Source organism: Streptomyces sp. NPDC005784, from assembly GCF_042871525.1.
Lineage (GTDB): Bacteria > Actinomycetota > Actinomycetes > Streptomycetales > Streptomycetaceae > Streptomyces.
Genome location: NZ_JBIAIQ010000026.1, coordinates 89061 through 113179, shown reverse-complemented (window position 1 = coordinate 113179; position 24119 = coordinate 89061). Strand labels below are relative to the sequence as shown.

Genomic DNA, 24119 nt, shown 5'->3' with positions numbered 1-24119 from the left:
GGTGTCCATATGGCCGACCGCGGATTTCCCGGCCGGGAAATCACGCTTACGACCTTCACCGCACCGTGCCGGTCAAGGACGACGAGAACAGGCCGGAGCGGGCAGTTTTGATCGCCCTCAAGCCCGGGCTGACCGCACCGCCATAATGAGCCCGCTCGCCCACGTCATACGGACGGAGCGAAAGTCCTCTCGTACCTCCAGGTCGGCCAAGAGACGCTTGACCGCGGCTCCGTGCTCGTCCGGCCAGTCGGGCTGCGGGTCGAGGTCGTCGATCAGGTACGTTCCGCCGAGAGCCACGAGTTGCAGGGCACGTTCCAGGTGGCTGAACTTGCCGGGCCAGGTGTCCGCGAACACCAGGTCGAACGGTTCCCCGTCGTAGTTCTGCAGCCATGCGCCGCCGTCTCCGGCCACAAAGGTCACCCTTGGATCGGACCCCAACTCCTCGCGGGCGACCTTCCGTACGGCCTCGTCGACTTCGATCGTGACCAGATGAGAAGCGCTGTCCATCCCACTGAGAAGCCAGGCGGAACCCTCGCCCACGCCCGTACCGAGTTCGAGGATGCGGCCACCGGGACAGGCAGCCGCGAGGACGGCCAGCAAGCTGCCGGTGCGCTCCTCACAGGACCTGATGAAGCCCGTTTCGCGCGCCGCGGCGCGCAGGGCCGGCAGAGAGACCGGGAATCGGCTCGGCATGTCGTCCATCCGGTGGATGATGCAGCCGCCACGCCTGCCCTGCCACACCCTTTCCTGCCCTTTCAGCGACTTCCCGGCCAATCCATGACACCGCAGGATGGATGACAAGCGGTAGCCATCGATGAAGGCGTCACGTCGACGGTCGATGCCTGTAGCCAGGGTGTCCGCGGTCCCGGGCCGGCATCATGCCGCCGGCTGCTTGCCGATCAGGTCGGCGACGGGCGTGTTCGCTCTGCCGTCCGCGACGCTCCGCGTACGGAGATTCGCCCATCCGACCAGCGTTGCAGCCATGACGGTGAGCACGAGACCAGCAATCGTGACTGCCTCCTGGAATTCCGCGGACTGCTGCGAGCTCCAGTTCGCTGTCGCGATGTTGCCGGTGAAGAGCGCCGCGAGAATGGTGCCCGTGACGGCGATGCCGACGCCGGAGGTGACTTCGGTGGCGGTGTCGGTGAGCGCCGCGCCGATCGAGGTCCGGTCCTTGGGCAGGCCACCGAGCACATTGACCGCGGCGACGACGCCGGCCACGCGCATCCCGGCTGCTACGAGTACGAGTGCGATCGCGACCCACACGTATCCGAAACGGCTCAGCAGACTGTAGATGGCGAGCCCGAACACGACCGCTGCGGCGCCGAGCCATGCGGCGCGGCCGATACCGACGCGTTCCACGAGCGGATTGATGAACGGGCCCGCTGCGAGGAGGACGACAACCTGCGGCAGCATGCCGATGGCGGCGAGTGCGGGCGTCCATCCCCAGTCGAGTTGCAACTGCAGCGTCACCAAGTAGCCGAGACCAGCGGTCGCCAGTCCCGCGGCGGCCTTGTAGGCCAGGCCGCCGGCAACGAGCGGGCGGGCGAGGAGCTTCGGGTCGAGAAGCGGATGGCGGACCGAACGCTGGCGAAGGAAGAAGGAAATCGCCCCCACAACAGCCGCGGCGGCAGCCGTCCATGGCGCCCATGAACCGGTGCCTTCGTTCACGAACAGTGTCGGCGCGACGAGCGCGAGCGCGATCGTCGCCGTGCCCAGCACCGCTCCGAGGACGTCCACCGGGTCGCGGTGGAGGTCAGCCGCTTCGTCCGCGGCGACGCCGACCCGCACACCTGTCATCGCGAGCACGGCGATCGGCACGTTCACCAGTAGCAGGACTTGCCAGGGAGCGACGGCGAGCACGAACCCTCCCACCGTCGGGCCGATCGCGAGCCCGACCAGACCGACGGTCGAGATGATCGTTATCGCACGGACACGCAGGCTCTCCTCCTCGAACAGCCGGAAGGCCAGCGCCATCGAACCTGGAGTCGTCATCGCCGCCGCGACGCCCATCACCGCCCGGACGGCGATCAGTTGCTCCGCAGTGGTGACGAAAGCGGTCGCCAGGCTCGCAACGCCGAGCAGCACCAGCCCGATGAGCATGATCCGTCGTCGGCCGAACCGGTCGGCGATCGCGCCGAACACCAACATCAAACCGCCGAACACGACCCCGTACGCGCCCGTCACCCACTGCAGCGTGATCGTCGAAGCGTGCAACTCGCGTCCGATCGTGGGCAACGCGACGTTCAGGATCGAGTTGTCCAGCATCTCGAACAGAAACACTGCCGACAGTCCGGCCAAGGCCACCCAGGCCTCGCGCAACGACCGGGGTGCGCCAGGAGAGGGGTCCACCGCGGCGAGAGCGGGTCCGGTCTCGTTGGGAGTACTCACGAGCAGCCACCTAAGATAGAGACTCCTGTCTTACGGGGGCCAGAGTAGGGCGCTAGAATAAGATAGGCAAGTCTATTCAAGGGAGGCACGGATGCCCGAGCGACGCCGCGGAGCGGCTCTGGAGAAGGCGCTCCTCGATGCGGCCTGGGAGGAACTCACGGACAGCGGCTACGCCAGGTTCACCGTGGACGCCGTCGTTCGGCGCGCGGGCACCAGCCCTCCCGTTCTCTACCGCCGCTGGTCCGACCGTGACGAACTCGTCCGGGCAACCATCGTCCACATCCTGGAGAAGTACCGCCTCGACCCTCCCGACACGGGAAGCCTCCGGGGGGACGTCCTCACCCTCATGCGGGAGATCAACGCGACCCGTGTCCAGCTCATCACCGTGATGAGCGTGCACCTGGCCGGCTACTACCAGGAGACCGGCATCAGCCCCGGCGACCTCCTCGCGACGGGGCGCGGGAATGGTGTCGACGTACTGTTCGACCGGGCCATCGACCGCGGCGAGATCAAACCGGAACTCCTGACCGAACGCATCAAGTCCCTCCCCTTCGACCTGCTGCGCCACGAAATCCTCACGACCTTCGCCCCCGTGCCCGACGACGTGCTAGAAGAAATCGTCGACACGGTCTTCCTCCCCCTGGTGCACTGACCGCAGCCGCACACCTCGCGCGAACGGTCCCTTCGCGCGAGGAGGACCAAATGGCCGCCGCCGGCCCGACGATCTGCGTGGGAGTCGCCGTCGGCGGAGAGTCAGAGTCCTGGTCCGTAGCCCGCGTCCGGGTGCTGTCGAGGGGTCCACCACTCCATGAGTCCCCAGATCCCGAGCACGAGCGTGGCCAAGGCGGCGAGTACCGAGACCCAGGGTCGGCCTGTCCAGCGTTTGGTCAGCGACCAGGCCAGGAGCGGCACCAGAGCGCCGCCGAGCACGATGAGCGGAAGGTCGAGGTAGACCACTCTCAGGTTACGGGCATGGCCCTCGAACCCGCCGTCGATACTGAACGCTGCCCGCGGCGCCCACACAAGTACCGCTGTCACCGCGCCGAGACCGGCAAGGAGGCGTCCGGCGCCGCCGGTGCTTTTTGAAGTGGTGCTCATGTCCCGTCCAGTGGAGTTCCGCCCATGCCAGTGACGGACGCAGATGGCATGGTGTGTGGTTCCTGTCGACGGTTGTCAGCGTTGGTCGTTGAGCGTCCTTCCAGGTTCCGGGACGGCCCAAAGAGTGTCAGTACCAGGTGCGACGAGTCCTGAGTCACCCCGGTTGGAGGAATCATGGGCTTCGGCTACAAGACCGACACGGTCGACGCCCCAGGGATCTACGGCTTCCCGTCCGGCGTCGAGCCCAGCCACGAAGCCTGACGTTCGATCGCGACGGGACCCTCACCTCGTTGGCGCGCGGTCCGGCACGCGCCGCGGGCAGTCACCGGTCGGCAGTGCCTCAACAACTCAGGCAGGCCAACAGGTTGCGGCCGACGGGCCGGCGAGGGCCGTGCCCTTCGTCGGCATCAGCGGTAGATGAACCTGCCTCGCTTGCGTTGACTTGAGACAGTCGCCAGTGTTCGTCCTTGTTGGTGTCAGGGGCCGCTGCATCAGGCACCGTTCGACCCACCGTCGGGTCCGAAGTCAGTGACCGGTCTGTCGCTGTCCGCCAGAATCAGCGCATGCTGAGGATCGGATCCATTGTGTTGGGTGTCTCGGATGTGTCGCGCGCCGCCGCGTTCTGGATGGAGGCTCTGGGTTACGTCCCGCGCGAGGAGATGGAGGACGACTGGGTGGTGCTGGTGCCGGCGGAAGGATACGGGCCCCAACTGTCGCTCGGTCTCAGCGAGACGGTGGTCCAGGCGTATCCGCGGGTCCATCTGGACCTCTATGCCGGGGACGCGGCAGACCAGGCGGCCGAGGTCGAGAGACTGGTGGCCCTGGGCGCCCGGCGCGTGGACTGGGATCTCTATCCTGAGGACGCCGATTTCATCGTGCTCGCCGACCCCGAGGGCAACCGGTTCTGCGTCATCGACACCAGCCACGGTTGACGGACTGCCGACGGCCACGGCCAACGCCCCGAGAGAGCCCCGTACTTCGGCCTGGCCCGCGCTGGTGGACAGTCCCAAGTCGCCGATCGCGGCGGGCTCCTGGTCGCCGTGTCGCTGGTGGCCGGCCAGCCGGCTCCCGTTGATGAGCGGCCGCAGGGCGCTCCGGGCCATCGGTCACGCCACCACCGCGCTGCCTATGACCAGCGTGCTGATGGTCTGCCTGCTGATCGCGCTGAAACTGTACGACCGCACCACCACCTGCTGACGAGCGCTCGGGGACAGGACACATCCCACCGGCGGCCGCCCGCACAGCCGGGCCCGCTGTGCCTGAGTCAGTAGGCCTCGGAGCGCGGCACATGGAGCAGCCGAGCCACTGCGCGGCCAGCCGGGGGGACGGACGCCGGGGTGACGCCGAGGCCCCAAGTGGAGCCCACGAGTGGTGGACGTCTCCCCGCCGACTCAGGCTGGCGTACGCAGTGGCCGCCCCGGCCATGCGGCGGCGGGCGGAGCCACGCGACGTCGTCCCGGTCGAGACGGCCGGGGCCGTCAGAGAGACGGGATCGTCAAGCCGTGCCCTGGCCCGTGCTGTCCTGGGGACAGCACGGGCCAGGGCGCGAGCCGTGGCACCCCCGTTTGCGGCCGCCGTGAGCGCGGGCGTGAACCCGGCCTGGCGGGGCGGGTGTTGACCCCGACCCTCGTCACTGGCCCACCCTGCCGTCGGTGCACTCGCGCAAGAGGTCGGCGTGACCGCAGTGACGGGCGTACTCCTCGATCCTGTGCACCATCAGCTCCCGGATCGCGATCCCGTCCTTCCCCACCCGCTCGCTCAGATCCGGGTGTTCAGCCAGCGCGGCGTCGGTCGCCCCCTGCTCACGCTCCAGATCGGAGTACGCGGCGTCGACCAAGGCCTGATCGGCGGCAGCTTCCTCGAAGTCCGCGTCACGTCGGCCGTACAGCTTCGGCAGCGGGTCACCGTCGCTGATCCAGTTGCGCCAGTCCCGTTCCACCTCGGCGAGGTGCCGGACCAGACCGAGCAGCGACATCGTCGACGGCGGGACCGATCGACGGGCCAACTGCTCCGCGTCCAGGCCCTCGCACTTCATCCGCAGGGTCATGCGATAGCCCGTCAGGAAGTCCTGCAGCGTCGCGAGTTCACCGTCCAGGCTGACACCTTCATCGTTGCGGGGGTCGTCGTCCGGGTCGGCCCACATGTCGGGGTAGACGGTTGCCTGGGTCCATCGTGCCGGTCGGTCACTCATACGTCGCATGGTTGTCCGCGACGGCCCCTGTACGCCACCGAGTTCTTCACTGCGACGTGACGCCATGGTGGCGTCAGGAAAGGCGCAGGGCCCCCCGCAATGAGCGCGATGGGTCAGAAGCGTCAGAAGCTCACCGGCAGCGCGAGCAACCCGCGGGCCCGCATTGAGGGTCGCCACCTCAACTCCTCACGGGGAGCGGCCAGTTGCAGGGAAGGGAAGCGGCGCAACAGCGTGCTTACGGCGATCTGTGTTTCCAGCCGTGCCAGCGGGGCGCCCACGCAGTAGTGGATGCCGTGACCGAGCGCCACATGCCCGCTGTCCCGTCTGTCCACGTCGAATCGATCGGGGTCGCGGAAACGGGCGGGGTCGCGGTTGGCGGAGGCGAGCGACAGCATGACCGTCTCCCCCGCCGGGATCGTCACGTCACCGATCTGCACGTCATCGACCGGGAAGCGTCGAATGGCAAGGAGCGCAGGACCGTCGAAGCGTGCGAACTCTTCGACAGCATCCTCGATCTTGGCCGGACTGTCGCGTAGGGCGGCCAGTTGCTCCGGGTGGTCCAGCAGCGCCAGCACGGCGGTGCCGATGAGCTGCACCGTGTTTTCGTAGCCGGCGGACAGGATGAGGAACGCGAGTGACGTCAGCTCGTCCTCGGTGAGTTTGTCGCTGTCGTCGCGGACGTTGATCAGGTCGGACAGCAGGTCGTCGCCGGGAGTGCGGCGCTTGTCGGCGATCAGTTGTGGGAAGTACGAGAGCATGGCGGCGACGGCGTGCTTCGTCCCGTCGGGGTTCTCGGGATCCGGGGCGACCAGTGCGTCGGTCCAGTCGCGGAAGTCGCGGCGTGAGTCGTGCGGCACACCGAGCAGGTCACAGATGACGGTGATCGGCAGTGGTGCGGCGAACTCGGCGATGAGGTCGGCGTGCCCTCGGTCGGCCACGCTGTCCAGTAGTTGGTCGGCCAGGAGCTGTATGTCCGGACGCATCCGCTGGATGCGGGCCGGGGTGAACGCTTGGGTGACCAGTCGCCTGATGCGGGTGTGATCGGGCGGGTCCATATTGAGCAGGTTGGCGTCGAGGGCCGCCGGCAGCGTGAAGCCTTTGTACTGGCCGGGAAGCCTGTGTGTCTTGTCTAAGGAAAGCCGCGGGTCGGCGAGCAGTTGGCGTACGTCGGCGTGACGAGTGACGATCCATATGGGCAGACCGTCCGGCCCGGTGATCTTGTGCACCGGCCCGGCCTCCCGCAGACGGGCATACGCTGCGTGGGGGTCGGCGACGAGCGTGGCCGGATCAGGGAATGCAGTAGACATGGGCGCAGCCTAGGCTGATCGCTTTCGGCCGCGCCCCGTCGCCCCTCCCCCGCCGCCCATTGCTCTTCGCGGCTGGGAAGGAGCGGAACAGGCGACATGTCCGGATCTTCCTCAGGAAGACCCAAGTCCCCCCGAACGGCTCTGCTTTCGTCGACGACAGCAGGCAAGTCGGGGAGCCGGGGGTCAGGGGCGGTTCAGCCCCCACGTCTGCAGGGCATAGGGGCGTCCTTTCTCCTCACCTGTGATCAGCGGCACGTCGAGCAGTCCGAAGCCCGCCTTGGTGGCCACGGCGACGCTGGCGGCGTTCTCTGCCTCCAGCTCCAGGATCACCTGCCCCGCGCCCAGCTGCTCGAAGGCGTACGCGGCCATGACCCGTACCGCCCGCACCGCGAGCCCCTGGCCGCGGTGCGCGGGACCGACCGCGTACCCGAGCTCCGTGCCCTCGGGGGCACGCCGCAGCATCACTTCGCCGAGCGGTGCGCCGCCGTCGACAGTGATGGCGAGCAGCACGGCCGTGCCCTGCGCCCGGAGCTGCCGGTCCCGGTCCAGGCGGGCGCGGGCGGCCGCTTCGTCGAAGGGGGAGACGAGCGGTGTCCAGTACGCGATGTCGGGGTGGTCGAACAGCTCCGGCATCGCCGCCAGGTCCGCCTCCGTCCAGTCACGGAGGACGAGCCCTTCCCCCGAGAGCTCGATCCGCTCGGGAAACGACGGCATGGTGCTGTTCATGGTGCGGAACCTCTCTGGCCTGTTCAGGACGAGGCAGGATAACAATCGATGTCCCATGACCGGACGGCACCGGTCGCGTCCGAGTGCCCGCCCGGTCTCGACGGCGCCGGCCAGGTGCGGCGGAGCGGTTACCTCGGGTTCACAGGGTGTGGTGCAGCCAGCGCTGGAGCACGTTGTTGACGTCTGCGGGCAGGGCGCTGATCTGGTCGATGACGGCACGGTCTTCGGGCATCGGTGGGATGCCCGCGGCGGTGAGTGTGGCATGCAGGTCGAGGCGTCGCCGGTCGTGCGGGTCGAGGGTGTAGCCGAGGCGGCGGGCGGGGTCGGGCGCCGGCAGGTAGGCGTCGATGTCATCGCAGGGCTGGTCCGGAACCGGCCAGGCACTGTCCCGGGACGATGCGGCATAGGGGTCGACGAAGGCATGGGAACCGAGGCTCTCACTGTTCCAGGGGGTCATCTCTGTCTCCTCACCAGGTGACGTACGAACTACCTGTCCAGAGCACCGCAAGGACCAACCCGGTTGCGCCCGCAGCACAACACCACACGGACGGAGCCATCGACGGCTGATCACCTCGTGTGACCAGCAGACGACAGCCAGCGCCTCCAAGTCTCCGTAAATCAGGAGTTCCCAACGCGCGCAGCGGTGAGTACCCCGCCACCGCGCCAGTGACGAATTCTTCCTCTACGACGTCGAACTGCTCGACAAAGCAGACGAGTTGATACGAACGCCGCTCACCGCGCGGTGACGTGCCAGAAGTCCCGCGTCAGGGGGGTGGGTGTCGGGTTCGCCATGGCGACCTGGGCGAGCAGAAGGGTGACCGTTCCGGTGGACGGAATGACATGGCCCGTCGTCCCGGTGCCGCCGATCCAGCCGTAGCGGCCGGGCACTCTCCAGGGTTCCGAAGATGGTCCGTTCGTGCCCGTCGGCCCGTTTCGCGGTTCTCCGCTGGTGTTCCGAGGACCGCCGACGTCGAAGTCCGTTTACAGGTCTGCCGATTCACCTGCGGGACGATTACATTCGCCGGGCAGCCACCCAGCCCGAGACACTGCTATCCGGCTCGATCCCGGGTGAGCCGGAACTGAGCCACCTTCAATCCGGGGGCGGGCTCGACGGTGCCCACACGGGAGAATCCCAGGCGCTCGTAAAGCGCGACTGCCGGACGATTGTCGGCACCGGTACTCACCAGGACGTACCCACTGGGGACGAGGTCGGTCAGGAGATGACCGAGCAGCCTTGAAGCCAGGCCGCGACGAAACCATGTGGGATCAACGCACACGCGGTCGATGTCGAGAGCGTCCTCTCCCGCCGACCACTGCCAGGCGACGAAAGCAATGACCCGCCCGTCATCCGTCACTGCCCCGAGCCAACGCAAAGGCTGGGCCCGCATCTCTTCTAGGCTCTCTCGCAGAGCCGGGATACCGTCGAAGCCGATCAGGTCAGCCTCGACCGCGTACGCACGGCGACCGATCCGGTGCACCGCTGCAGCCGTCGTCTCCTCGCCAGGATTCAACTCGCGCACGATGAAGCCATCGTGACTGCACTCATCGCGTCGAGGATGATCAGAAAACGACATACCCGATGGTAAACCGCGCCGAAATCGGGACACCCGCCGTTGAGTTGTCGCGCTTCGATCAGCCGCCACGGTGGCCGGACCCCACTGCCCCCTGAAACCGCGGGTGTGGCGTTGACAATGGGCATGCTGGCCACGGCGGGCATACCGGCGCGGACCGTACGCCCTGGCCGCGGCGTTCTTCGTGCCGAGCCGGTGGGCGCGGCTGGGGGCGGTGGCCACGCTGCGGCCGGGGTGGCCTACGGGGGCTTTGTCGGCTCGGCGCAGGCTCAGCAGCGCCGGCACGCGGCGGAGGTTGCCCGGTACCGGGAGCATCCGGAGCCGCTGTACCTGGCCGCTGCGCCGCCCGGCATGCAGTTGTCCCGTGCCGAGGTCGGCCCCGCCTCCTTCGGAAATCGACCGCAGACTCTGACCATCACTTCAGCGAGTTCGGCTTGCGGGCCGTGCCCGACTGACAACGCATATCCCGTAGCTGGCCACCCCCTTGAACGAGATGGTCAACTACCAGTCGCCGGCACAGATCGGCACGCTGGTCCCTGGGCTCCGGGACGGCCGAGGTGACGTACCTCGATCGTGCGTTGCGGAGCCAACGCAGGCTGCACCCCGCGGCGCTCGGGCGGGGCGTCGTGGTGGTGGTCAGCGGTACCAGTAGCGGACGCCGCGGTGGTGGCTGCAGGTGTCGGGGAAGTGGGCGCGTAGCTCACTGTGGTGAGCCGGAGCGGTAGTTCGGGAGGCTGACCATCGGCCGCTGCCGCCGCATGGATTCCCTTCGAGCGACTGTTCTCGAAGCCCCGGGAAGCCTAGGCTCGGCTGATGACCTTGAAATGGCAGAATGTAATTGTTCACTCTGCAGATCCGGCGGCCCTGGGGCAGTGGTGGGCCGAGGCTCTTGGTTGGGTTGTGGTCCACACCTCTGACGTGGAGTTCGCGATCCGCCCGGAGCTGGAGCGCTCGCCGGGGTTGGAGTTCGTCCTGCTTGATGAGCCCAAGAAGGCCAAGAGCCGACTGCATCTCGACTTCGTGCCGGATGATCAGGACGCCGAGGTGGCTCGCCTTCAGGCGCTTGGCGCGAAGCGTGTCGACATTGGCCAAGGTGACCAGTCGTGGGTTGTCATGGCAGACCCCGAGGGCAACGAGTTCTGCATCCTTGGCCGCCGACCTCAGTGAGACGCCCTGCGAGCGCGTGTCCGGCCTGGCGGGCTCGCAGTCCCCAACACAGGGCGCCGTCCTTGACCTTATGGACTCGTGACCTGCCGACGATGCGGAACTGGCTGATCGCCGAGGGCGTCACGGTGGTCGGCATGGAGGCGACCGGCGCTTACTGGAAGCCGGTGTTCTACTTGCTGGAGACGCCGAGTGCCGGCTGCTGAACGCCCGGCACATGAAGAACGCATCTGGCTACGAACTTGCTGCTGGTCCGGGGCGGGATGGCGTCCCGCAGCAGGGGGCGGTCGAGCCAGAGCGCGGTTCAGCAGGGATGACGGCGGTGGCGGCCGCCTGGTGCATTGCGCGCGCCTGGCGGCCATGATTGGCTCGCCCGGTGAAGCTTCTGTTGACGGCGAGCGGCCTGCGTAACGCGACGCTGCGAGATGCACTGCGGGACCTGCTGGGAAAGCCGTTCGAGTCGGCGAACATCGTGTACGTTCTCACGGCATCCACCGCCGAGCCCGGTGACCACGGGTGGCTCGTCGCGGATATGAGCCGACTGCACGGTCTCGGCTGGCGGGAGTTCGACATCCTGGAGCTGAACGGCCTGCCTCGGCAGATGGTGCTTGACCGGCTGTTGCACGCCGACGTTATTTATGTCGAGGGCGGCAGTCACTACCATCTCGCGCGCAGCATCACCGGCAACGGTCTGGCCGAGGGCTTCCTGGAATTGCTGGAGAGCCGGGTCTACGTGGGGGTGAGCGCCGGATCGATGATCTTCAGCCGGAATCTCACCGAACATTCCGCCGACGTCATCGGGGATGCTGCGGACCTGCACGTGCTCGGCGCTACGACGGTGGAGCCGCCGTTCGCGCTCTTCGACTGGTATCTGAAGCCGCACCTGTACTCGCCGGATTTCCCGGAGCGGGACGACGCCTGGGCTGATCGCATCGTCGAGCGGGCGGACTTCCCGATCTATTTCATCGACGACGACACGGCAATTCGCGTCAATGACAACAAAGTGGACGTCATCTCCGAAGGCCGGTGGCGGTTTCATCCGTGACTCGACACGCGATGCGGTGCCTCCGCCTGTTTCCGGTTGGGGCTTTTCAAGCAGCCCCGTTTGCCCGCTTGCCTGGTCAGCAATTGATGATCTTGAGACTCGTGGAGGTCAGCAGCAGTCCTTGAGGACGGCCAGCCGCCCGTTAGGGCAACGGGCCGTCGCGGTGGGACGTGCAGAGGTCAGCCAAGCGACAGCAGTGAGGACGGGCCGGCGGCGGCAACCCAGCGAGTGGACAGACCGACCCCCAGGCGGCCCGGCTGTCCGGCCGTCCGGCCGTCCGGCTGTCGAAGGGTTCGCACGGTAGACGGCCACCCGGCTTCGCTGTGGACCGCGCCACGAAGCACAACAGTGACGAGCTGGCGATCAACCGATTGAAAGATGATCCGGCGACGGCCGCGTGATACCCCAACCCCCTGACCGAGGCATCCGCATGCCCGCCAGTGCTCAAGGCAGCCGAACTCGGCCCTCCGGACGAATATTTCCAGCCGCCATCTATTGCTGTGGCTGGTTTTAGGTACAGGGTGTGCGTGAGCCCATCCTGTGTCCTCCTCAGGTCGGGATCACCCCTCGGGTCCCGCCTGAGGTGCGCTCTCTCGGGGCCCGCCGCTCCTCCCGTCTCCCCACGGGAGGTTCTGCGGCTGCCCTCAGCCCAGGGCGCGGTTGCTGGTGTCGACAGCCTGTGAGCCGGTTGCGCGTTGTGGTTGTTGATCTTCCTGCGGGTGCTGATTGATGCGCCCAGGCCGGTGAACCGAACACGGCCGTCGCCCTTCGCCCGCGGCATCAGCGGACCAGCACACCCATTACGCGGTCCCGGCCCGGCGTCCTCATCCACGACCACGACCAGCCTCAGCCTCAGTCAGGGAACACGGTCCCTGCCCATGCCGTCACCGTACGAACTTCAGCACTATATGGACGCCCCCGGTTCATGACGGCCGGCCGCCGAACTGCCAGTTGTGAACCTCGATGTCGGCGTACCGGTCCGGGATCAGGACAGCGCGTGCCGCGTCCGGGTCCGGCGCCCGGACCAGTGCCGCCGTACCCAGCCACGTGGCGCCGTCGTCGGACAACAGCGGCCCGTATGCGATCAGCTCGTCCCGGTCGGGCGGCACGGCGACGTCGGCGGCCTCCCCCGAGCCGAGGCCGAGCACCAGGTACCGGTTGCCACCGGTCCGGCCTCCAGGGAAGTCCCACATGGTGCGCCCCAGCATGTTGCGCCACCGGCGCAGCAGCACGTCCCGGTACACGCCGGCCTGATAGCCGGGCTCGTCGAAGGCGAACGCGCGGGCGGCGACGGGATCGGGCAGGTCGACGATGTGCACGCTGCCGGTCGCCACGTCGCCATCGCCGACGAGGGTCGGACCCCGGGCGATCATCTCCTTGGCGTACCCGTCCATGTAGGACCAGTGCTCTTCCAGCAACTCGCTGCGCAACGCCACGGAGCCGGACCGATCGCGGTGATAGCAGAAGAATTCCATGCCCACAGTCCCTACCACCATGCACGGCGACAGCGCGACAGACTTATGGCTCGTCTGCCAGAAGCGACAAGCCTCCGACCTGCAAAAGGTTTCAGAACTGGAGCCTGCACACGCCGCGGAAACGCCCACCGGTGGCCCAACACCGCGCCGGCATGCATGACAGCAGCCTCGCCACGAACGCGGCCTTCCCCGCACCTCACCCGCGTGGCCACCAGTTCATCAGCAACGTGGACAGCCTCACCGCACGGTCCTCACCGGGAAGGACGCCGCATGGGCGGACTGGTCGGCGGGCAACCCGACAGACGTCACCGACATCAGCCCCTCGGGGGCCTGGGCAGCCGGCGCGGGCGTCTCCACCCTGGACGACCTGCTGCGCTGGGCCCCCGTCCTGGCCGACGGCGAGTTGCTCGGCCCGCGGACCCAGCGTGAGCGGCTGACTTTCGTCCCCACCTCGGACCAGCCCGGCCGACCCACGTACGGGCTGGCGATCGCCAACTTCTTCGGCTTCCTCGGCCACGACGGCCAAATCCCGGGCTACAACAACTTCGTGGGATACGACCCGAAGCGGAAGGCGACCGTCGTCATCCTGGTGAACCTCAACCAGTCGCCGGACGGCGCCGCCCCGTCCGACGAGCTGACGAAACTGGTCCTCTCGGAGGTGTTCCACGTCCCGCAGGCCTGAGCGGCGTACCAGCACGGGGCCTGGCCGCCACAACGGCCCGGCCCGGCCGCACTCCCGGCTCCCGGCACTGACGCGGGGGACGTTGAACCAGTCGTCGTCGCCTGTGCGGGAGGAAGGGTCAGGCTGCCTCCAGGTCCGTCAGCAACTGCGGCCATGTGGCCGCGAATCCGGGGTGGAGACGAAGCGAGTCGATCTCGGCAGGGGTGCACCACCGATAGGCAGCGCCTTCGCCGTCGCCACGGCGCGGGGAGAACGGCTCCGTGACGTCCATGACGAGCGTGTGGTAGGCCCATCCGCCGTGGTCGTCCACGAAGGTACGGACGTGACGCAGTGCCGGAACCACGCCGAGTTCCTCCTCGAACTCTCGGCGGGCCCCGTCCCGCGGGCTCTCACCTGCCTCCAGCGCTCCGCCGGGAATGCTCCAGCTGCGGCCATGGTGGACCCGCCAGGAACGGCGCTGGAGCAGAAATCTGCTGTCCTGGCGCAGGAGCAGTCCTGCGGCACCGTGCGGGCCCCAATGGCGGCATCCGCGCCGGTCCCTGACGTATCCGCGACTGCTGTCGGCCATGCTGCCTCCCGTGCGTGGTGCCGGCCTGGGTCGGACAGGCTGAACAGACTTCCGAAAGACTGCCATCCTCCAGTGCACAGCGTCCGCCATGGACAGCAACGAAAAGAAGATCGCGCTGGTAGCGGCCGGGAGATGCCGAAGAAAAGACCCTGCCCCGGACAATGCCGGACAGGGTCTTCACAGAGCGCCGGGCAGGCCTTGCACCTGCATCTCCCCGCAGGAAGCGGGACGTCTTTCCTTGGACCACCAACGCGTAACGAACCGGCCTGGCTTCCGCCGATCAGCTCAAGATCCATGTTAACGCACGAGATGACAGGCAGGTTGGCAGCACCTGTTGGAGTTGATCGACGAGGCCGTGGCCGACGGGCACGAGGAGTTCCGTCCCCTGACCGAGCTCAGTCCGGAAGAGCGACGGCAGGTCATCACCCTGCCGCCCGGGATTGCCAGGCTGACGGCGGTCAGGCACCTCGTGCTCTACGGCAGCAACCTGGTCAGAATCCCGCCCGAGATCGGGGCCATGACCAGCCTCGAGGAGTTCACCCCCTACACCTCCCACTGGCTGCACTGGTTCCCCTACGAGATCACCCGATGCCGGAACCTGACCCGCAGCACGGTGAGCACGCGCGCGTTGTTCGGCAACTACAAGGTGCGACCGCCCCTTCCCGCAGTTCCGGTCTTCCCCTGACTCCGCCGCTGACCGCGATCTCGAAAACCTGGATCCCGGGCGATGGGGCGCCGCCGGCGTTCACCGCTGCAGCGTCGGGCGACAAGTCAGCCGATACCTCAGTGACAGCGTCAGACCCCGGCCGCCTCGGCGCTGGCCGGCCGGCCGCGACACCAACGCGCCGCTGCGGTTGACGACCGGGGTGCCCCCGGCGACCGTAGGGAGGTGGAGCCCCTGCGGCGGCGGGCGGACACCCGCGTCGGCGGCGGCCGTCCGCAGCGGCGTCGTGGGCGTGCGGGACACCGTGAACCTGGTGGGCGGCATCCCCGACCGCACGACACGACCTCCCGCGCGAGCGCAAAGGACCACAGCCCATGACCGAGGCTCGACCCAGCCGCTCCGCAGCAGACTGGCAGGACCGGTCGTCCACCGCCGACCCGGTGGCGTATCCGCCCCATGTCCTGGACAGCCGCCTGAGGGACCTGCCCGGTCCCGTCCCCGACCTGCGGCGGATCGGTATCTCCCCGGATCACTGGTATCCGGTCGCGACCTCCCGGAGCGTGCGGCGCAACCGGACGTTCGCGGCCGTGTTCGCCGGCGAGCGGATCGCGTTGTACCGGGGACACAGCGGCACCGTCCACGCGTTGGAGGACCGCTGCGCGCACCGTCAGGTGCCACTGAGCATGGGTGTGGTGGAGGGTGACATTCTGCGCTGCTGCTACCACGCCTGGGCCTACCGGGGCGACGGCCGCATCTCGCAGATCCCCTACCTGCCCAAGGGCTGCGAGCGGCCGCCGCGCGGGGTGCGTTCCTACCCGGTCCGAGAAGCCTACGGCCTGGTGTTCGTGTTCCCCGGGGACCCGGCTCTGGCCGCGGCGGCGTCGTTCCCGTTGCTGCCCGAATACCATTCGGCCGCCCACCGCACGATGACGTTCTCCCGTACGGTGCGGTGCCATTACTCGTTCATGCACGAGAACCTGCTCGACATGAACCACCAGTTCCTGCACCGGAGTGTGCTCGGCAGGATCCGGCCCGAGCTGCTCGGCTACGAGACCGGCCGGCGCCATGTCGAGGCCCGCTATCTGTTCGTCCCCGCCGGAGGGCGCAAGGACCGGGGCGCGGGCCTGCTGTCCGCGGAGGGGATGGGCGGCCGGGACAGGCCCGACGTCATCACCATCCGCACCGAGTATCCGTACCAGACGCTGCGGGACGTCCCTGAAGGTACCGACCTCCCGGTGTTCTCCCTCTGGGCCGCCTACGTACCGGAGGATGCCGAGCAGCGCGTCAACCACGCCTACGGCCTGCTGACGATCGCGAAGCCGTCGGTTCCCGGGGCGCTCCACCTCGCCTGGCCGCTCATCCGCCGCTTCACCGAGCGCGTCTTCGCCCAGGACCGGACGGCGGTCGAGGCCGAACAGCGTGCGTGGGACGAACAGAGCGAGGACCGCAACCACGAGGTGTTCCCGCTCATCCTGGATCTCCGCGACGTGCTGCGCAGCAATGGAGTGCCACTGAGCCCGGACCAGGCATCCGGATGTGCGCCGTGCGGGTTCGCCACCCCGTCGCACCACGCCAGTGTCACGGACCATGACGGGCCCATGCAGTCCGCGGGGCCGGCCGCGGACGGCACCGTCAGGTCCGAGTAGTCCCAGCGTCCCATCGTCCCATCGTCCGAACAGTCCCAGCGACCTGTCGAAGGTCGATCGAGGGCCGACGCGTCAGTCCGCTGTGCGGACGCGCGTGTCTGGTTCGACCGCGGGCGACGCTTGCGCGATCACTTCGGAGCGTCGGTCGCCCCGTTCCATGAAACCGCCCGTGAAGGCGAGGCCGAGACCCGCCACGGCGAGAGCCGCGCCGACCAGGTTGGGGGCGGCCCAGCCCCAGCCCGCCGAGATGACCAGGCCGCCGAGCCAGGCACCACCCGCGTTGGCCAGGTTGAAGGCGGAGTGGTTCGAGGCCGCCGCCATCGTCGGGGCGTTCTTCGCCTTGGACATGAGAAGCATCTGAACCGGCGTGGTGATGAGGGAACCCATCGCACCGATGAACGTGATGGTGACCAGGGCGGGCACGGTGCTGTGGACCGTGAAGTAGAACGTCGTCAACGCCGCAGCGAGCAGAACGAGCCCCCAGTACATCGTCGGGCGCAGCGCGCGGTCCGTGAGCGGACCGGCGATCAGGGTGCCGAGCGTCATGCCTACGCCGTAGAGCGCGAGGACCCAGGTGGTCGAGGAGTCGGCGATTCCGGTCAGGTGCGTGAGCATGGGCACGAGATAGCTGTAGACGGCGAAGAATCCGCCGAAGCCTATGACGGCGGTGGCCAGGCCGATGGCGACCTGCTTGTTGCCCATGGCCCGCAGTTCGTGCCGGATGCCGGACTGCTGCCCGCGGGGCTGGTGCGGGACGAAGGCGGCCACTCCGGCGAGGGCGACGAGGCCGATGACGGCGACCGCGCCGTAGGCGGACCGCCAGCCCAGCTGCTGCCCGAGGGCAGTACAGGCCGGAACCCCGACGATGTTGGCGATCGTGAGACCGAGGAACATCTTCGACACGGCACGGGCCGCACGCTCCGGGGCGACCAGCCGTGAGGCGACGACGGCGCCCACGCCGAACAGCGCGCCGTGCGGCAGACCTGCCAGGAAGCGCGCGGCGAAGAGCGTGCCGAAGTCGGGGGCGAGCGCGGACGCTATGTTGCCGACCACGAACAGACCGGTCAGGAGCATCAGCAAGCGCTTGTGCGGGACGCGCGCGCCGATGCCGGTCAGCAAGGGCGCGCCGACGACGACACCGAGCGCGTAGGCCGATACGACGTTGCCGGCGTGCGGCACGGACACACCGACCCCGTGGGCGATCTGGGGCAGCAGCCCCATCGTGGCGAACTCGGTCGTGCCGATACCGAACGCGACGACCGCCAGGGCCAGCAGAGCCAGGGGCATGGTGCGGGAATACCTTTCGAAGACAGCGAGCCAGGGCGAGGGAGCAGACAGGATCGAGATCGTTGGCGGGTTCTCGTGTCCGGTCTTGCCGAGCACCATCGCCCGGAGCACCCCTGGAACAGGGCGAGCCCATGGCGAGTGCAGCAATGCCGAAGGGTCATCCATTCCAAGATCGACCTGCGGCTTTGCGCACCGGGCCGAGCCCGGTCCCCAGGCTGTGGAGGTCGGCCCTGGCCGGTGAGAAGGATAGCCGCTGCGGTCACGGCTCCGTCCTCGGCGGCTCCAGCTGCCGGCCGGCATCGGCGGGTGCACCTGCCGGCGTGCCGGCACCGGCGGGTGCGGCGCTTCGTTGAGCGAAGGCAACGGCACCGCCGGCTTTCGCCCTTCCGTCTCACGGCACCGCCGGCTTTCGCCCTTCCGTCTCAGTGACTCGGCTCCCATTCCCAGAGGGCTCCGGAGGCATCGCTGTAGCAAGCCGACGGGTCGGCCGGTAGATGCGCGTTCCGGTCCCCGGAGTCACCGGGCACTGTCCGACCTGCACCGAGATCGTTCGCCGTCCTGCGCGCGACTCGCTCAGACCCGAGGGCGACCTCGTACGGAGCTCGGATCGCCGGCAGCGCGTCGCCCCGCCGCGGCCACCGATGGGACAGCTTCGAGGGCCCGCGACACGAACCGGTGCGTGGGCAGTCCCGCCAGTGCGGCAAGCACCGTGTCGTTGGCCTTCCGGCTGCCGACGGTGACCCTCAGTCCCTCGCCGGGGTAGTGGCGCGTCAGGACACTCGCGTCTGTGAGTGCCGCGGCGCCCTCATCGATCGGATCGGGCGCGGCGAGCCAGACGGAATTGGCGTGGCCCGGACGTACATGCCAGCCCAGGCCGAGGAGTTCGTGCCGGAGGCGTTCGCGTTCGGCGACGATAGTGTCGACGCGCAGACGCAGCTCGCTGCCGGCGCGCAGGGAGGCGTGCACCGCCGCGGTCGCCACCGTGTTGATGCCGAAGGGCAGTTGTTGCCGGCGGATCCGATCCACCAGGGCGGGGGCGCCGAGGCCGTAGCCGATCCGCAGGGCGGCGAGGCCGTAAGCCTTGGAGAAGGTGCGCAGAACCAGCACGTTGGGGTGCGCGACCAGGAACGCGGGCGTGTCCGGCGCGTCGGTGTCGCCGGCGAACTCCACGTACGCCTCGTCGAGGAGCACGGTGATGTGTCGGGGGACCCGGTGCAGGAACGCCGACAGGGCATCGGCGGTGATCCGGCTTCCGGTGGGGTTGTGCGGATTGCAGACCACCACGACCCGGGTGCGGTGGTCGAGCGCGGCCAGCAGGGCGTCCAGATCCTGCCGGCCGTCGGGCGTCAGGGGCACGGGAACGGGTTGCGCGCGGACCATGGCGGCCAGCAGGGGATACGCGTCGAAGGTACGCCAGGCGTGGACCATCGTGTCGCCGGGTTCCATCACCGCCTGGAGCAACTGCAGCGCCACCCCCACCGATCCACTGCCGACCGCGACGTTGTCGGGTGCCACCCGGCACCAGGTGGCGATCCGCTCAGCGAGGTCGTCGGGATAGAACTCCGGGTACCGGTGAGCTTGTGCGACGGCCCGTCGCATCGCCTTGCGCACGGAGGGCAAGGGAGGGTACGGGCTCTCGTTGAGGGCCAGTCGGTGCAGTACGGGAACGGCCATGGGTCATCCCCGCCCGCCGTGCCAGCGCACGGCGGCGCCGCCGGCGAAGTCGCCGGCGTGGGCGAATCCGCCCAGTACCACCAGGTCACCGTCCTTCACCTGGCCCGAGCGGATCGCGTGGTCCAGGGTGACCGGGATCGCCGCTCCGAAGAGGTTCCCGTACTGGTCGAAGGTGTTCAGGTGCCGTTCCGCGGGCAGTTGCAGCGCCTCCCGCCAGTTCCGCAGGAAGGTGCGGTTCGGCTGGTTGGTGATGAGGACGTCGATGTCGCCGGTGGCCACGCCGAGCCGCCGGCACAGGTCCGTGACCACTTCCGGGACGAGGCGGTTGCCGCGTGCCAGGACCTTGGCGACGCTGGCGTCGGTGAACCCGATCCGGAGCTGGGACTTCCCCGGCTCCCAGTACTTGCGGCCGTCGTCGACCGCCACGGTCATGTCCCCGGCGTAGTCGCCGATGTGCCGGGTCTCCACGTCGAGGACCGGGGCGCCGGCCGATGTCGTCACGAATCCCACGCCGCAGCCGTCGCCCGGGATCGCGGCCTGCGCGAGCCTTCGCACTTCGGACTGGGTGAAGCACTGACCCGCGGCGCTCTGCGCGTTGCAGATCAGCGCGGTCTTCGCATCGGTGGTGCTGAGGATCTGCCGGGCCAGCTTCAGCATGTACACGAAGGAGGCGCAGCCGGCGTTGGCCACATCGATGAGCCACTCCGGGTTCAGCCCCAGTCGGCGTGCCACCTCGGTGCCGGCGCCGACGAACGGCAGATCCGGCAGCTGGCTGTGCACCAGCAGTACGTCGACACCACGGATCTCGTCCCTGCCGTGCCGTTCGATCAGAGGCTGTACGGCGCGCTCGACCATGTCCGCGTTGGTCTCGTCCGCGGCCACGTGGTGCCGTGACGGCGGGACCTTGAACATGGGGTGGCTGCGGAGCTTGTCCTCCGCTCCGGGGTAGTCGGTGTAGAACCCCGCGGGTACCGGCTCGCCGGGAAGGTAGCTCGCGACGTCGGTGAGGCTGACCGTGGTCACTGTGCCACCGCCCTCGCCGGAGCCACGCTGATCGGAAGTCCGTTGCGGTGACGGTATTCCAGGATCGCCTTGAGGTTGTTCATCTCCACGGTGTGCCCCGCGTAGAAGAGGTCCCAGTAGTCGCCCACCCAGGGCCGGTCCTGGCGGGGTGCCAGACCGGGCTGGGGGTTGTTGTCGTAGTAGGGATGCCTGCAGTTGGTCCAGGTGATCACCGAGCCCGGCTTGTCGAGCACCCGGCGGGCCGGTACGACGCGCATCAGGTAGATCATCCACAGCTTGTCGCCCTGGTCCCAGGAGCAGTGGTAGTCCACGGTCATGGCCTCGGGGTTGGCGACCACCTCGCAGTAGATCCTGGTGTCGTCCTCGAGCCGGTCGTGGCCCACCCACAGTCCGGGTGTGCCGGAGGGAGCGAAATCCCGCAGGCTGCAGGTCCACTCCTCCAGATTGTGGCCCTGGCGGAGGTAGTCGTAGGCCAGTTCCGGGGGGCAGTCGACGTACTCGTGGATGGTGCAGTACTGCCCGTAGACCTGATGATGGGGGTAGACGGCGTGGGTGAGCTCCATGCAGTGGGCGGTCAGCTCGTCCCTGCCGGGGTTCTCGATCCGCATCAGGCCGGGGATGTCAGCCAGCGTGGACGACTCGTCGCTCATCTGAATTCTCCTTGCTGTCGGCGTGCTGGGTACTGCCGGTGGCTTCGGCGAAAGGCTGGAAGGGGAGGAACGGAGGAATCTCCCCCGGGTCGCAGTTCAGCGCGACGAATGCCGGGCCGCCGCCCGTGTTGCCGCGCAGCAGTGCCTCGCGCAACTGCGCCGCGTTCTCGGCTCCGGTGACGTCGAGGTCCGGGAAGGCGGCGGCCACCCCGGCGGCGATGTCGGTCCGGCCGAAAAGGTCGTTGGAGCGGATGCCGCCCTGAAGGAACTCCTCGCGAAGCGCGCACATGGCGTGGGCGTTGTTGTTGAAAATGACGAAGGTCACGGGTGCGGCGTACTCCAGGGCGGTGTGCACTTCCATCCCGTGCATGAAGAAGGAACCGTCGCCGGCGAGTACGTAGGTACGTCGCCCGGTGGCGAGGGCGGCGCCGATCCCGGCACCGAAGGTGTAGCCCATGCCCCCCATACCGAGCGCCACCACGAAACGGCCGTGGCGCGGTGCCGGGAGGAGATGGACCGCGCTGGCGCCTGCGTTGCCGGCGTCCACGAAGACGTGCGCGTCCTGAGGGAGTGCCGCTTCAACCGCAGCGACCGCCTGGGTATAGGCAACGGTTCGCCCCCGGGTGGCCGAGGAGGCCGGGCCCGTCATGACGGTGGGGAGTGGGCCGGAGTGCTCGGGGCAGGCAGGTGGGCGTGACGGGAGCCGGCCGGTCAGCGCGCGCAGCGCGTCCCGCAGGTCCCCGCCCAGTGCGGTGGCCGCCATGAACGGCCGTTCAGGGCCCAGGTGTACGACTTCGGTGGTGGCGAGGGCCCGCTCAAGGCCGCCGCGCGCCAGGAGCGGCAGCCGGGTCCCGACCAGCAGGCACACGTCGGCCCGCCGCAGGCATTCTTCGACGTTGGCATGGCCCATCACCCCGGCCACGCCCGCGAACCGAGGATCACGGTTGTCGAAGACGTCCTTGGAGTCCGGGGTGACCGCCACCCACGCCCCGAGGTTCCGGGCCAGTTCGGCCAGTTCCACCCGCGCGTCAGCGGCGGCGACGTCCTCACCGGCGATGACGAGGATCCTGTCCGCCCTGCGAAGGACGTCCGACACTTCGGCGAGAGCCGCGTTGTCGAGCCGTGTGGCCGACGCTGTCGGCGCGGGTTTCATCGGGACCGATGTCGGCGGCGCCGGTGTCGGCACGTCACGTACGGGCGCCGGCTTCGGCACCCCAAGGGTGGACGCCGGCATCGGTTCGCCCGGTACCGGCGCCGGGCCGCGGCCGGGCAACCGGATCCGTGCCTGCTGCACGTCCTTGGGCAGCAGCAGCACCGCCGGCCCGCGCTGATCGGCCTGCGCCGCCGCCAGCGCCAGCGGCAACAGCTCGATGAGCGAGTCCGCGTCCTCGACCCGGGCACAGAACCGGGAGATCGGCGTGAAGACCTCCCCGGCGTCGAAGGAGTCCCCCTTGCCGCTGGTGTCCTGGAACGCCCCGTGGCCCTCCTGACCGGTCGGCGGCTGGCCCACCAGGGCCAGCACGGGCACCCGGGAGGCGTACGCCTCCGCCAGACCCGGTACCAGGTTCATCGCACCGCCGCCCGAGGTGGCGGCAACTACGCCGAGACGCCCGGTGGTTCGGGCGTAGCCGTCGGCCATCGTGACGGCCGAGAACTCGTGCTTGGCGACGACACCGCGTACTTTGCCGCCGCGATGCACGGCGTCATACAGGTCCTCGATGTTCGCGCCGCCGACGCCGAACATGTGGGTGACACCCGCCTTCGCGAGCTCGTCGGCCAGGTGGTCGACCAGGCGTACCGTCCCTGCCTCGGGCTCGCCCGAGGTGGTGGTGGTCATGCGTGGCTCCTGTCCGTCTCGTGGCGCCGGTCGATGAGGCCGGACGGCGTCATGACCTGAAAGCGGTGCCGGTACTCCTTCGGGGTGAGTCCCAGGGTTCGTCCGAAGGAACGGAAGAAGGTCTCGGGGGCGCCGAATCCGCAGCGGCCCGCTATCTGACCGATCGGCAGATCGGTGGTTTCCAGCAGTTCGCGCGCTCGGGAGATGCGCGTGCGTTCGACGTACTGTCCGGGGGTCGTGCCCACCTCGCGCCTGAACACCCGGGAGAAGTTGCGCGGGCTCATGTTGGCCCGCTGGGCCATCTCGGCCACGGGTAACGGGTTGTGCAGGTTCTCCAGAATCCACTCCTGGGCTGTGCGGATCGGCGGATGGTCGGCCAACTGGGCGTCGAGCATCGCGCTGAACTGGGACTGCCCTCCGTGCCGCTTGAGGAAGAGCACCAGAAACCGTGCCGTCTCCAACGCGAGTGCCGCACCGTGATCGGCCTCCACCAGGGCCAGCGCCATGTCGATCCCGGTCGACACGCCCGCCGAGGTCACGAAGGGGCCGTCCCAGACGAAGATCGGCTCGGCGTCCACCGTCACGGCCGGATAGCGGCAGGCCATCGCCTCTGTGTAAGCCCAGTGCGTGGTGGCACGTCTGCCGTCCAAGAGGCCCGCCTCGGCCAGCAGAAAGGATCCGCCACACACCGAGGCGACCCTTCGCGACCGGGCCGCCGCCGCGCCGATCCACGAGACCAGCGCCCGGTCCCGGAGCACCTCGCCGACACTCCACCCGCCCGGGACGAGGAGGGTGTCGACGGGGCCCTGCCCCGCCTCCAGCGGCAACGCCCCCAGGACCACTCCTGAACTCGTGCGCACCAGTGGCGCGTCGGCGGAGACCAGGTCGATCCGATAGGGGGCGGCCGCCGGGCCAAGGAGCCGGTTGGCGACATCGAACACTTCAATCGGTCCGGTGATGTCCAGCGCCATGGCGCCCGCGTACACCACCACAACAACACGTCGTTCTGCCACGGTCACAGCCTGTATTGATCCTCACACCGACTGCAATGACAGATTATTGACGTATCCGGCCAACAGAGAGTCGCCGGGTGAGCGAGAGGGGCCGTTGGCCAGGCAGT

Annotated in this window: 25 protein-coding genes and 1 pseudogene; 9 read left to right on the top strand and 17 right to left on the bottom strand. The window is 68.5% G+C overall.

The genetic code is table 11. The annotated features are described in order from the left end of the window. Window positions 1-117: 117 nt before the first annotated feature. Window positions 118-702: a class I SAM-dependent methyltransferase gene (locus tag ACFYR3_RS31955; RefSeq protein WP_355855337.1), complete on the bottom strand. Its 585-nt coding sequence runs from the start codon at window positions 700-702 to the stop codon at window positions 118-120. A 174-nt stretch (window positions 703-876) separates the two neighbouring features. Continuing rightward, on the bottom strand, window positions 877-2307 hold the full coding sequence (locus ACFYR3_RS31950; protein WP_389285425.1) for an MFS transporter: 1431 nt from the start codon (window positions 2305-2307) through the stop codon (window positions 877-879). A gap of 175 nt (window positions 2308-2482) precedes the next feature. Between ACFYR3_RS31950 and ACFYR3_RS31945 the strand changes: the two genes are divergently transcribed. Continuing rightward, window positions 2483-3043, top strand: a complete 561-nt coding sequence (locus ACFYR3_RS31945; RefSeq protein WP_355855342.1) for a TetR/AcrR family transcriptional regulator — start codon at window positions 2483-2485, stop codon at window positions 3041-3043. Window positions 3044-3144: 101 nt separating this feature from the next. Here ACFYR3_RS31945 and ACFYR3_RS31940 read toward each other — a convergent pair whose 3' ends face one another. Next, window positions 3145-3489 carry a hypothetical protein gene (locus ACFYR3_RS31940; protein ID WP_355855345.1) on the bottom strand — a complete coding sequence of 115 codons (345 nt, stop codon included), beginning with the start codon at window positions 3487-3489 and terminating at the stop codon, window positions 3145-3147. Window positions 3490-4052: 563 nt separating this feature from the next. Here ACFYR3_RS31940 and ACFYR3_RS31935 point away from each other — a divergent pair. Then, window positions 4053-4421 (top strand): VOC family protein, encoded by a 369-nt coding sequence (locus ACFYR3_RS31935; RefSeq protein ID WP_355855348.1) that lies wholly within the window; start codon window positions 4053-4055, stop codon window positions 4419-4421. Window positions 4422-4563: 142 nt separating this feature from the next. Beyond that, window positions 4564-4686 carry a hypothetical protein gene (locus ACFYR3_RS31930; protein ID WP_355855351.1) on the top strand — a complete coding sequence of 41 codons (123 nt, stop codon included), beginning with the start codon at window positions 4564-4566 and terminating at the stop codon, window positions 4684-4686. A 433-nt stretch (window positions 4687-5119) separates the two neighbouring features. Here ACFYR3_RS31930 and ACFYR3_RS31925 read toward each other — a convergent pair whose 3' ends face one another. The 6 genes and pseudogenes from ACFYR3_RS31925 to ACFYR3_RS31900 form a co-directional block, all read right to left on the bottom strand. Then, window positions 5120-5689, bottom strand: coding sequence for a DinB family protein (locus ACFYR3_RS31925; RefSeq protein ID WP_355855354.1), 570 nt, complete (start codon window positions 5687-5689; stop codon window positions 5120-5122). 113 nt (window positions 5690-5802) lie between these two features. Next, window positions 5803-6987, bottom strand: a complete 1185-nt coding sequence (locus ACFYR3_RS31920; protein WP_389285396.1) for a cytochrome P450 — start codon at window positions 6985-6987, stop codon at window positions 5803-5805. A 183-nt stretch (window positions 6988-7170) separates the two neighbouring features. Beyond that, on the bottom strand, window positions 7171-7713 hold the full coding sequence (locus tag ACFYR3_RS31915) for a GNAT family N-acetyltransferase (protein WP_356780195.1): 543 nt from the start codon (window positions 7711-7713) through the stop codon (window positions 7171-7173). A gap of 139 nt (window positions 7714-7852) precedes the next feature. Beyond that, on the bottom strand, window positions 7853-8170 hold the full coding sequence (locus ACFYR3_RS31910) for a hypothetical protein (RefSeq protein WP_355855714.1): 318 nt from the start codon (window positions 8168-8170) through the stop codon (window positions 7853-7855). Window positions 8171-8445: 275 nt separating this feature from the next. Continuing rightward, a pseudogene (locus tag ACFYR3_RS31905) lies at window positions 8446-8613 on the bottom strand (serine hydrolase); the annotation flags it as partial. Window positions 8614-8762: 149 nt separating this feature from the next. After that, a complete protein-coding gene (locus tag ACFYR3_RS31900) occupies window positions 8763-9287 on the bottom strand; it encodes a GNAT family N-acetyltransferase (RefSeq protein WP_355843004.1) in 525 nt (174 codons plus the stop codon). An 810-nt stretch (window positions 9288-10097) separates the two neighbouring features. Here ACFYR3_RS31900 and ACFYR3_RS31895 point away from each other — a divergent pair. The 3 genes from ACFYR3_RS31895 (at window position 10098) to ACFYR3_RS31885 (ending at window position 11493) form a co-directional block, all read left to right on the top strand. Next, window positions 10098-10451 (top strand): VOC family protein, encoded by a 354-nt coding sequence (locus tag ACFYR3_RS31895; protein WP_355843007.1) that lies wholly within the window; start codon window positions 10098-10100, stop codon window positions 10449-10451. A 62-nt stretch (window positions 10452-10513) separates the two neighbouring features. After that, window positions 10514-10654 (top strand): hypothetical protein, encoded by a 141-nt coding sequence (locus ACFYR3_RS31890; protein ID WP_389285394.1) that lies wholly within the window; start codon window positions 10514-10516, stop codon window positions 10652-10654. 170 nt (window positions 10655-10824) lie between these two features. Next, the gene (locus ACFYR3_RS31885) at window positions 10825-11493 is read left to right on the top strand and encodes a Type 1 glutamine amidotransferase-like domain-containing protein (protein ID WP_389285392.1); all 669 of its coding nucleotides are present in this window, start codon (window positions 10825-10827) and stop codon (window positions 11491-11493) included. 923 nt (window positions 11494-12416) lie between these two features. Here the strand turns inward: ACFYR3_RS31885 and ACFYR3_RS31880 are convergent. Further along, window positions 12417-12968 (bottom strand): YciI family protein, encoded by a 552-nt coding sequence (locus ACFYR3_RS31880; protein WP_389285390.1) that lies wholly within the window; start codon window positions 12966-12968, stop codon window positions 12417-12419. A 313-nt stretch (window positions 12969-13281) separates the two neighbouring features. On the opposite strand from ACFYR3_RS31880, the gene ACFYR3_RS31875 reads away from it, so the two are divergent. Further along, window positions 13282-13650, top strand: a complete 369-nt coding sequence (locus ACFYR3_RS31875) for a serine hydrolase (protein WP_389285423.1) — start codon at window positions 13282-13284, stop codon at window positions 13648-13650. 118 nt (window positions 13651-13768) lie between these two features. Here ACFYR3_RS31875 and ACFYR3_RS31870 read toward each other — a convergent pair whose 3' ends face one another. Next, window positions 13769-14218 (bottom strand): NUDIX hydrolase, encoded by a 450-nt coding sequence (locus ACFYR3_RS31870; protein ID WP_355843018.1) that lies wholly within the window; start codon window positions 14216-14218, stop codon window positions 13769-13771. 334 nt (window positions 14219-14552) lie between these two features. Here ACFYR3_RS31870 and ACFYR3_RS31865 point away from each other — a divergent pair, with 334 nt between their 5' ends. Further along, window positions 14553-14903 (top strand): hypothetical protein, encoded by a 351-nt coding sequence (locus ACFYR3_RS31865; protein ID WP_389285388.1) that lies wholly within the window; start codon window positions 14553-14555, stop codon window positions 14901-14903. 353 nt (window positions 14904-15256) lie between these two features. Then, on the top strand, window positions 15257-16528 hold the full coding sequence (locus ACFYR3_RS31860; RefSeq protein ID WP_355843021.1) for an aromatic ring-hydroxylating dioxygenase subunit alpha: 1272 nt from the start codon (window positions 15257-15259) through the stop codon (window positions 16526-16528). A gap of 72 nt (window positions 16529-16600) precedes the next feature. Here the strand turns inward: ACFYR3_RS31860 and ACFYR3_RS31855 are convergent, their stop codons facing one another. From ACFYR3_RS31855 to ACFYR3_RS31830, 6 genes are all read right to left on the bottom strand, one after another. Next, entirely contained in the window at window positions 16601-17815 is a 1215-nt protein-coding gene (locus tag ACFYR3_RS31855) for an MFS transporter (protein ID WP_355843024.1), read from the bottom strand. Between the two features lie 573 nt (window positions 17816-18388). Continuing rightward, window positions 18389-19489: a histidinol-phosphate transaminase gene (locus tag ACFYR3_RS31850; RefSeq protein ID WP_355843027.1), complete on the bottom strand. Its 1101-nt coding sequence runs from the start codon at window positions 19487-19489 to the stop codon at window positions 18389-18391. Between the two features lie 3 nt (window positions 19490-19492). After that, window positions 19493-20512 carry a 3-oxoacyl-[acyl-carrier-protein] synthase III C-terminal domain-containing protein gene (locus ACFYR3_RS31845; protein ID WP_355843030.1) on the bottom strand — a complete coding sequence of 340 codons (1020 nt, stop codon included), beginning with the start codon at window positions 20510-20512 and terminating at the stop codon, window positions 19493-19495. Next, entirely contained in the window at window positions 20509-21162 is a 654-nt protein-coding gene (locus ACFYR3_RS31840; RefSeq protein ID WP_355843033.1) for an SRPBCC family protein, read from the bottom strand. The genes ACFYR3_RS31845 and ACFYR3_RS31840 overlap by 4 nt, the downstream gene beginning before the upstream one ends. After that, a complete protein-coding gene (locus tag ACFYR3_RS31835) occupies window positions 21134-22999 on the bottom strand; it encodes a thiamine pyrophosphate-binding protein (RefSeq protein ID WP_389285385.1) in 1866 nt (621 codons plus the stop codon). Before ACFYR3_RS31835 ends, ACFYR3_RS31840 begins: the two co-directional genes overlap by 29 nt. Then, a complete protein-coding gene (locus ACFYR3_RS31830) occupies window positions 22996-24012 on the bottom strand; it encodes a GlxA family transcriptional regulator (protein ID WP_355843039.1) in 1017 nt (338 codons plus the stop codon). Before ACFYR3_RS31830 ends, ACFYR3_RS31835 begins: the two co-directional genes overlap by 4 nt. Window positions 24013-24119: the final 107 nt, after the last annotated feature.

Coding starts and splice junctions, on each gene's coding strand:
- ACFYR3_RS31850 (WP_355843027.1), bottom strand. CDS start 19,489: ATGGCCGTTCCCGTACTGCACCGACTGGCCCTCAACGAGAGCCCGTAC.
- ACFYR3_RS31880 (WP_389285390.1), bottom strand. CDS start 12,968: ATGGAATTCTTCTGCTATCACCGCGATCGGTCCGGCTCCGTGGCGTTG.
- ACFYR3_RS31910 (WP_355855714.1), bottom strand. CDS start 8,170: ATGACCCCCTGGAACAGTGAGAGCCTCGGTTCCCATGCCTTCGTCGAC.
- ACFYR3_RS31900 (WP_355843004.1), bottom strand. CDS start 9,287: ATGTCGTTTTCTGATCATCCTCGACGCGATGAGTGCAGTCACGATGGC.
- ACFYR3_RS31870 (WP_355843018.1), bottom strand. CDS start 14,218: ATGGCCGACAGCAGTCGCGGATACGTCAGGGACCGGCGCGGATGCCGC.
- ACFYR3_RS31855 (WP_355843024.1), bottom strand. CDS start 17,815: ATGCCCCTGGCTCTGCTGGCCCTGGCGGTCGTCGCGTTCGGTATCGGC.
- ACFYR3_RS31915 (WP_356780195.1), bottom strand. CDS start 7,713: ATGAACAGCACCATGCCGTCGTTTCCCGAGCGGATCGAGCTCTCGGGG.
- ACFYR3_RS31925 (WP_355855354.1), bottom strand. CDS start 5,689: ATGCGACGTATGAGTGACCGACCGGCACGATGGACCCAGGCAACCGTC.
- ACFYR3_RS31945 (WP_355855342.1), top strand. CDS start 2,483: ATGCCCGAGCGACGCCGCGGAGCGGCTCTGGAGAAGGCGCTCCTCGAT.
- ACFYR3_RS31935 (WP_355855348.1), top strand. CDS start 4,053: ATGCTGAGGATCGGATCCATTGTGTTGGGTGTCTCGGATGTGTCGCGC.
- ACFYR3_RS31835 (WP_389285385.1), bottom strand. CDS start 22,999: ATGACCACCACCACCTCGGGCGAGCCCGAGGCAGGGACGGTACGCCTG.
- ACFYR3_RS31860 (WP_355843021.1), top strand. CDS start 15,257: ATGACCGAGGCTCGACCCAGCCGCTCCGCAGCAGACTGGCAGGACCGG.
- ACFYR3_RS31940 (WP_355855345.1), bottom strand. CDS start 3,489: ATGAGCACCACTTCAAAAAGCACCGGCGGCGCCGGACGCCTCCTTGCC.
- ACFYR3_RS31930 (WP_355855351.1), top strand. CDS start 4,564: ATGAGCGGCCGCAGGGCGCTCCGGGCCATCGGTCACGCCACCACCGCG.
- ACFYR3_RS31920 (WP_389285396.1), bottom strand. CDS start 6,987: ATGTCTACTGCATTCCCTGATCCGGCCACGCTCGTCGCCGACCCCCAC.
- ACFYR3_RS31955 (WP_355855337.1), bottom strand. CDS start 702: ATGGACGACATGCCGAGCCGATTCCCGGTCTCTCTGCCGGCCCTGCGC.
- ACFYR3_RS31840 (WP_355843033.1), bottom strand. CDS start 21,162: ATGAGCGACGAGTCGTCCACGCTGGCTGACATCCCCGGCCTGATGCGG.
- ACFYR3_RS31895 (WP_355843007.1), top strand. CDS start 10,098: ATGACCTTGAAATGGCAGAATGTAATTGTTCACTCTGCAGATCCGGCG.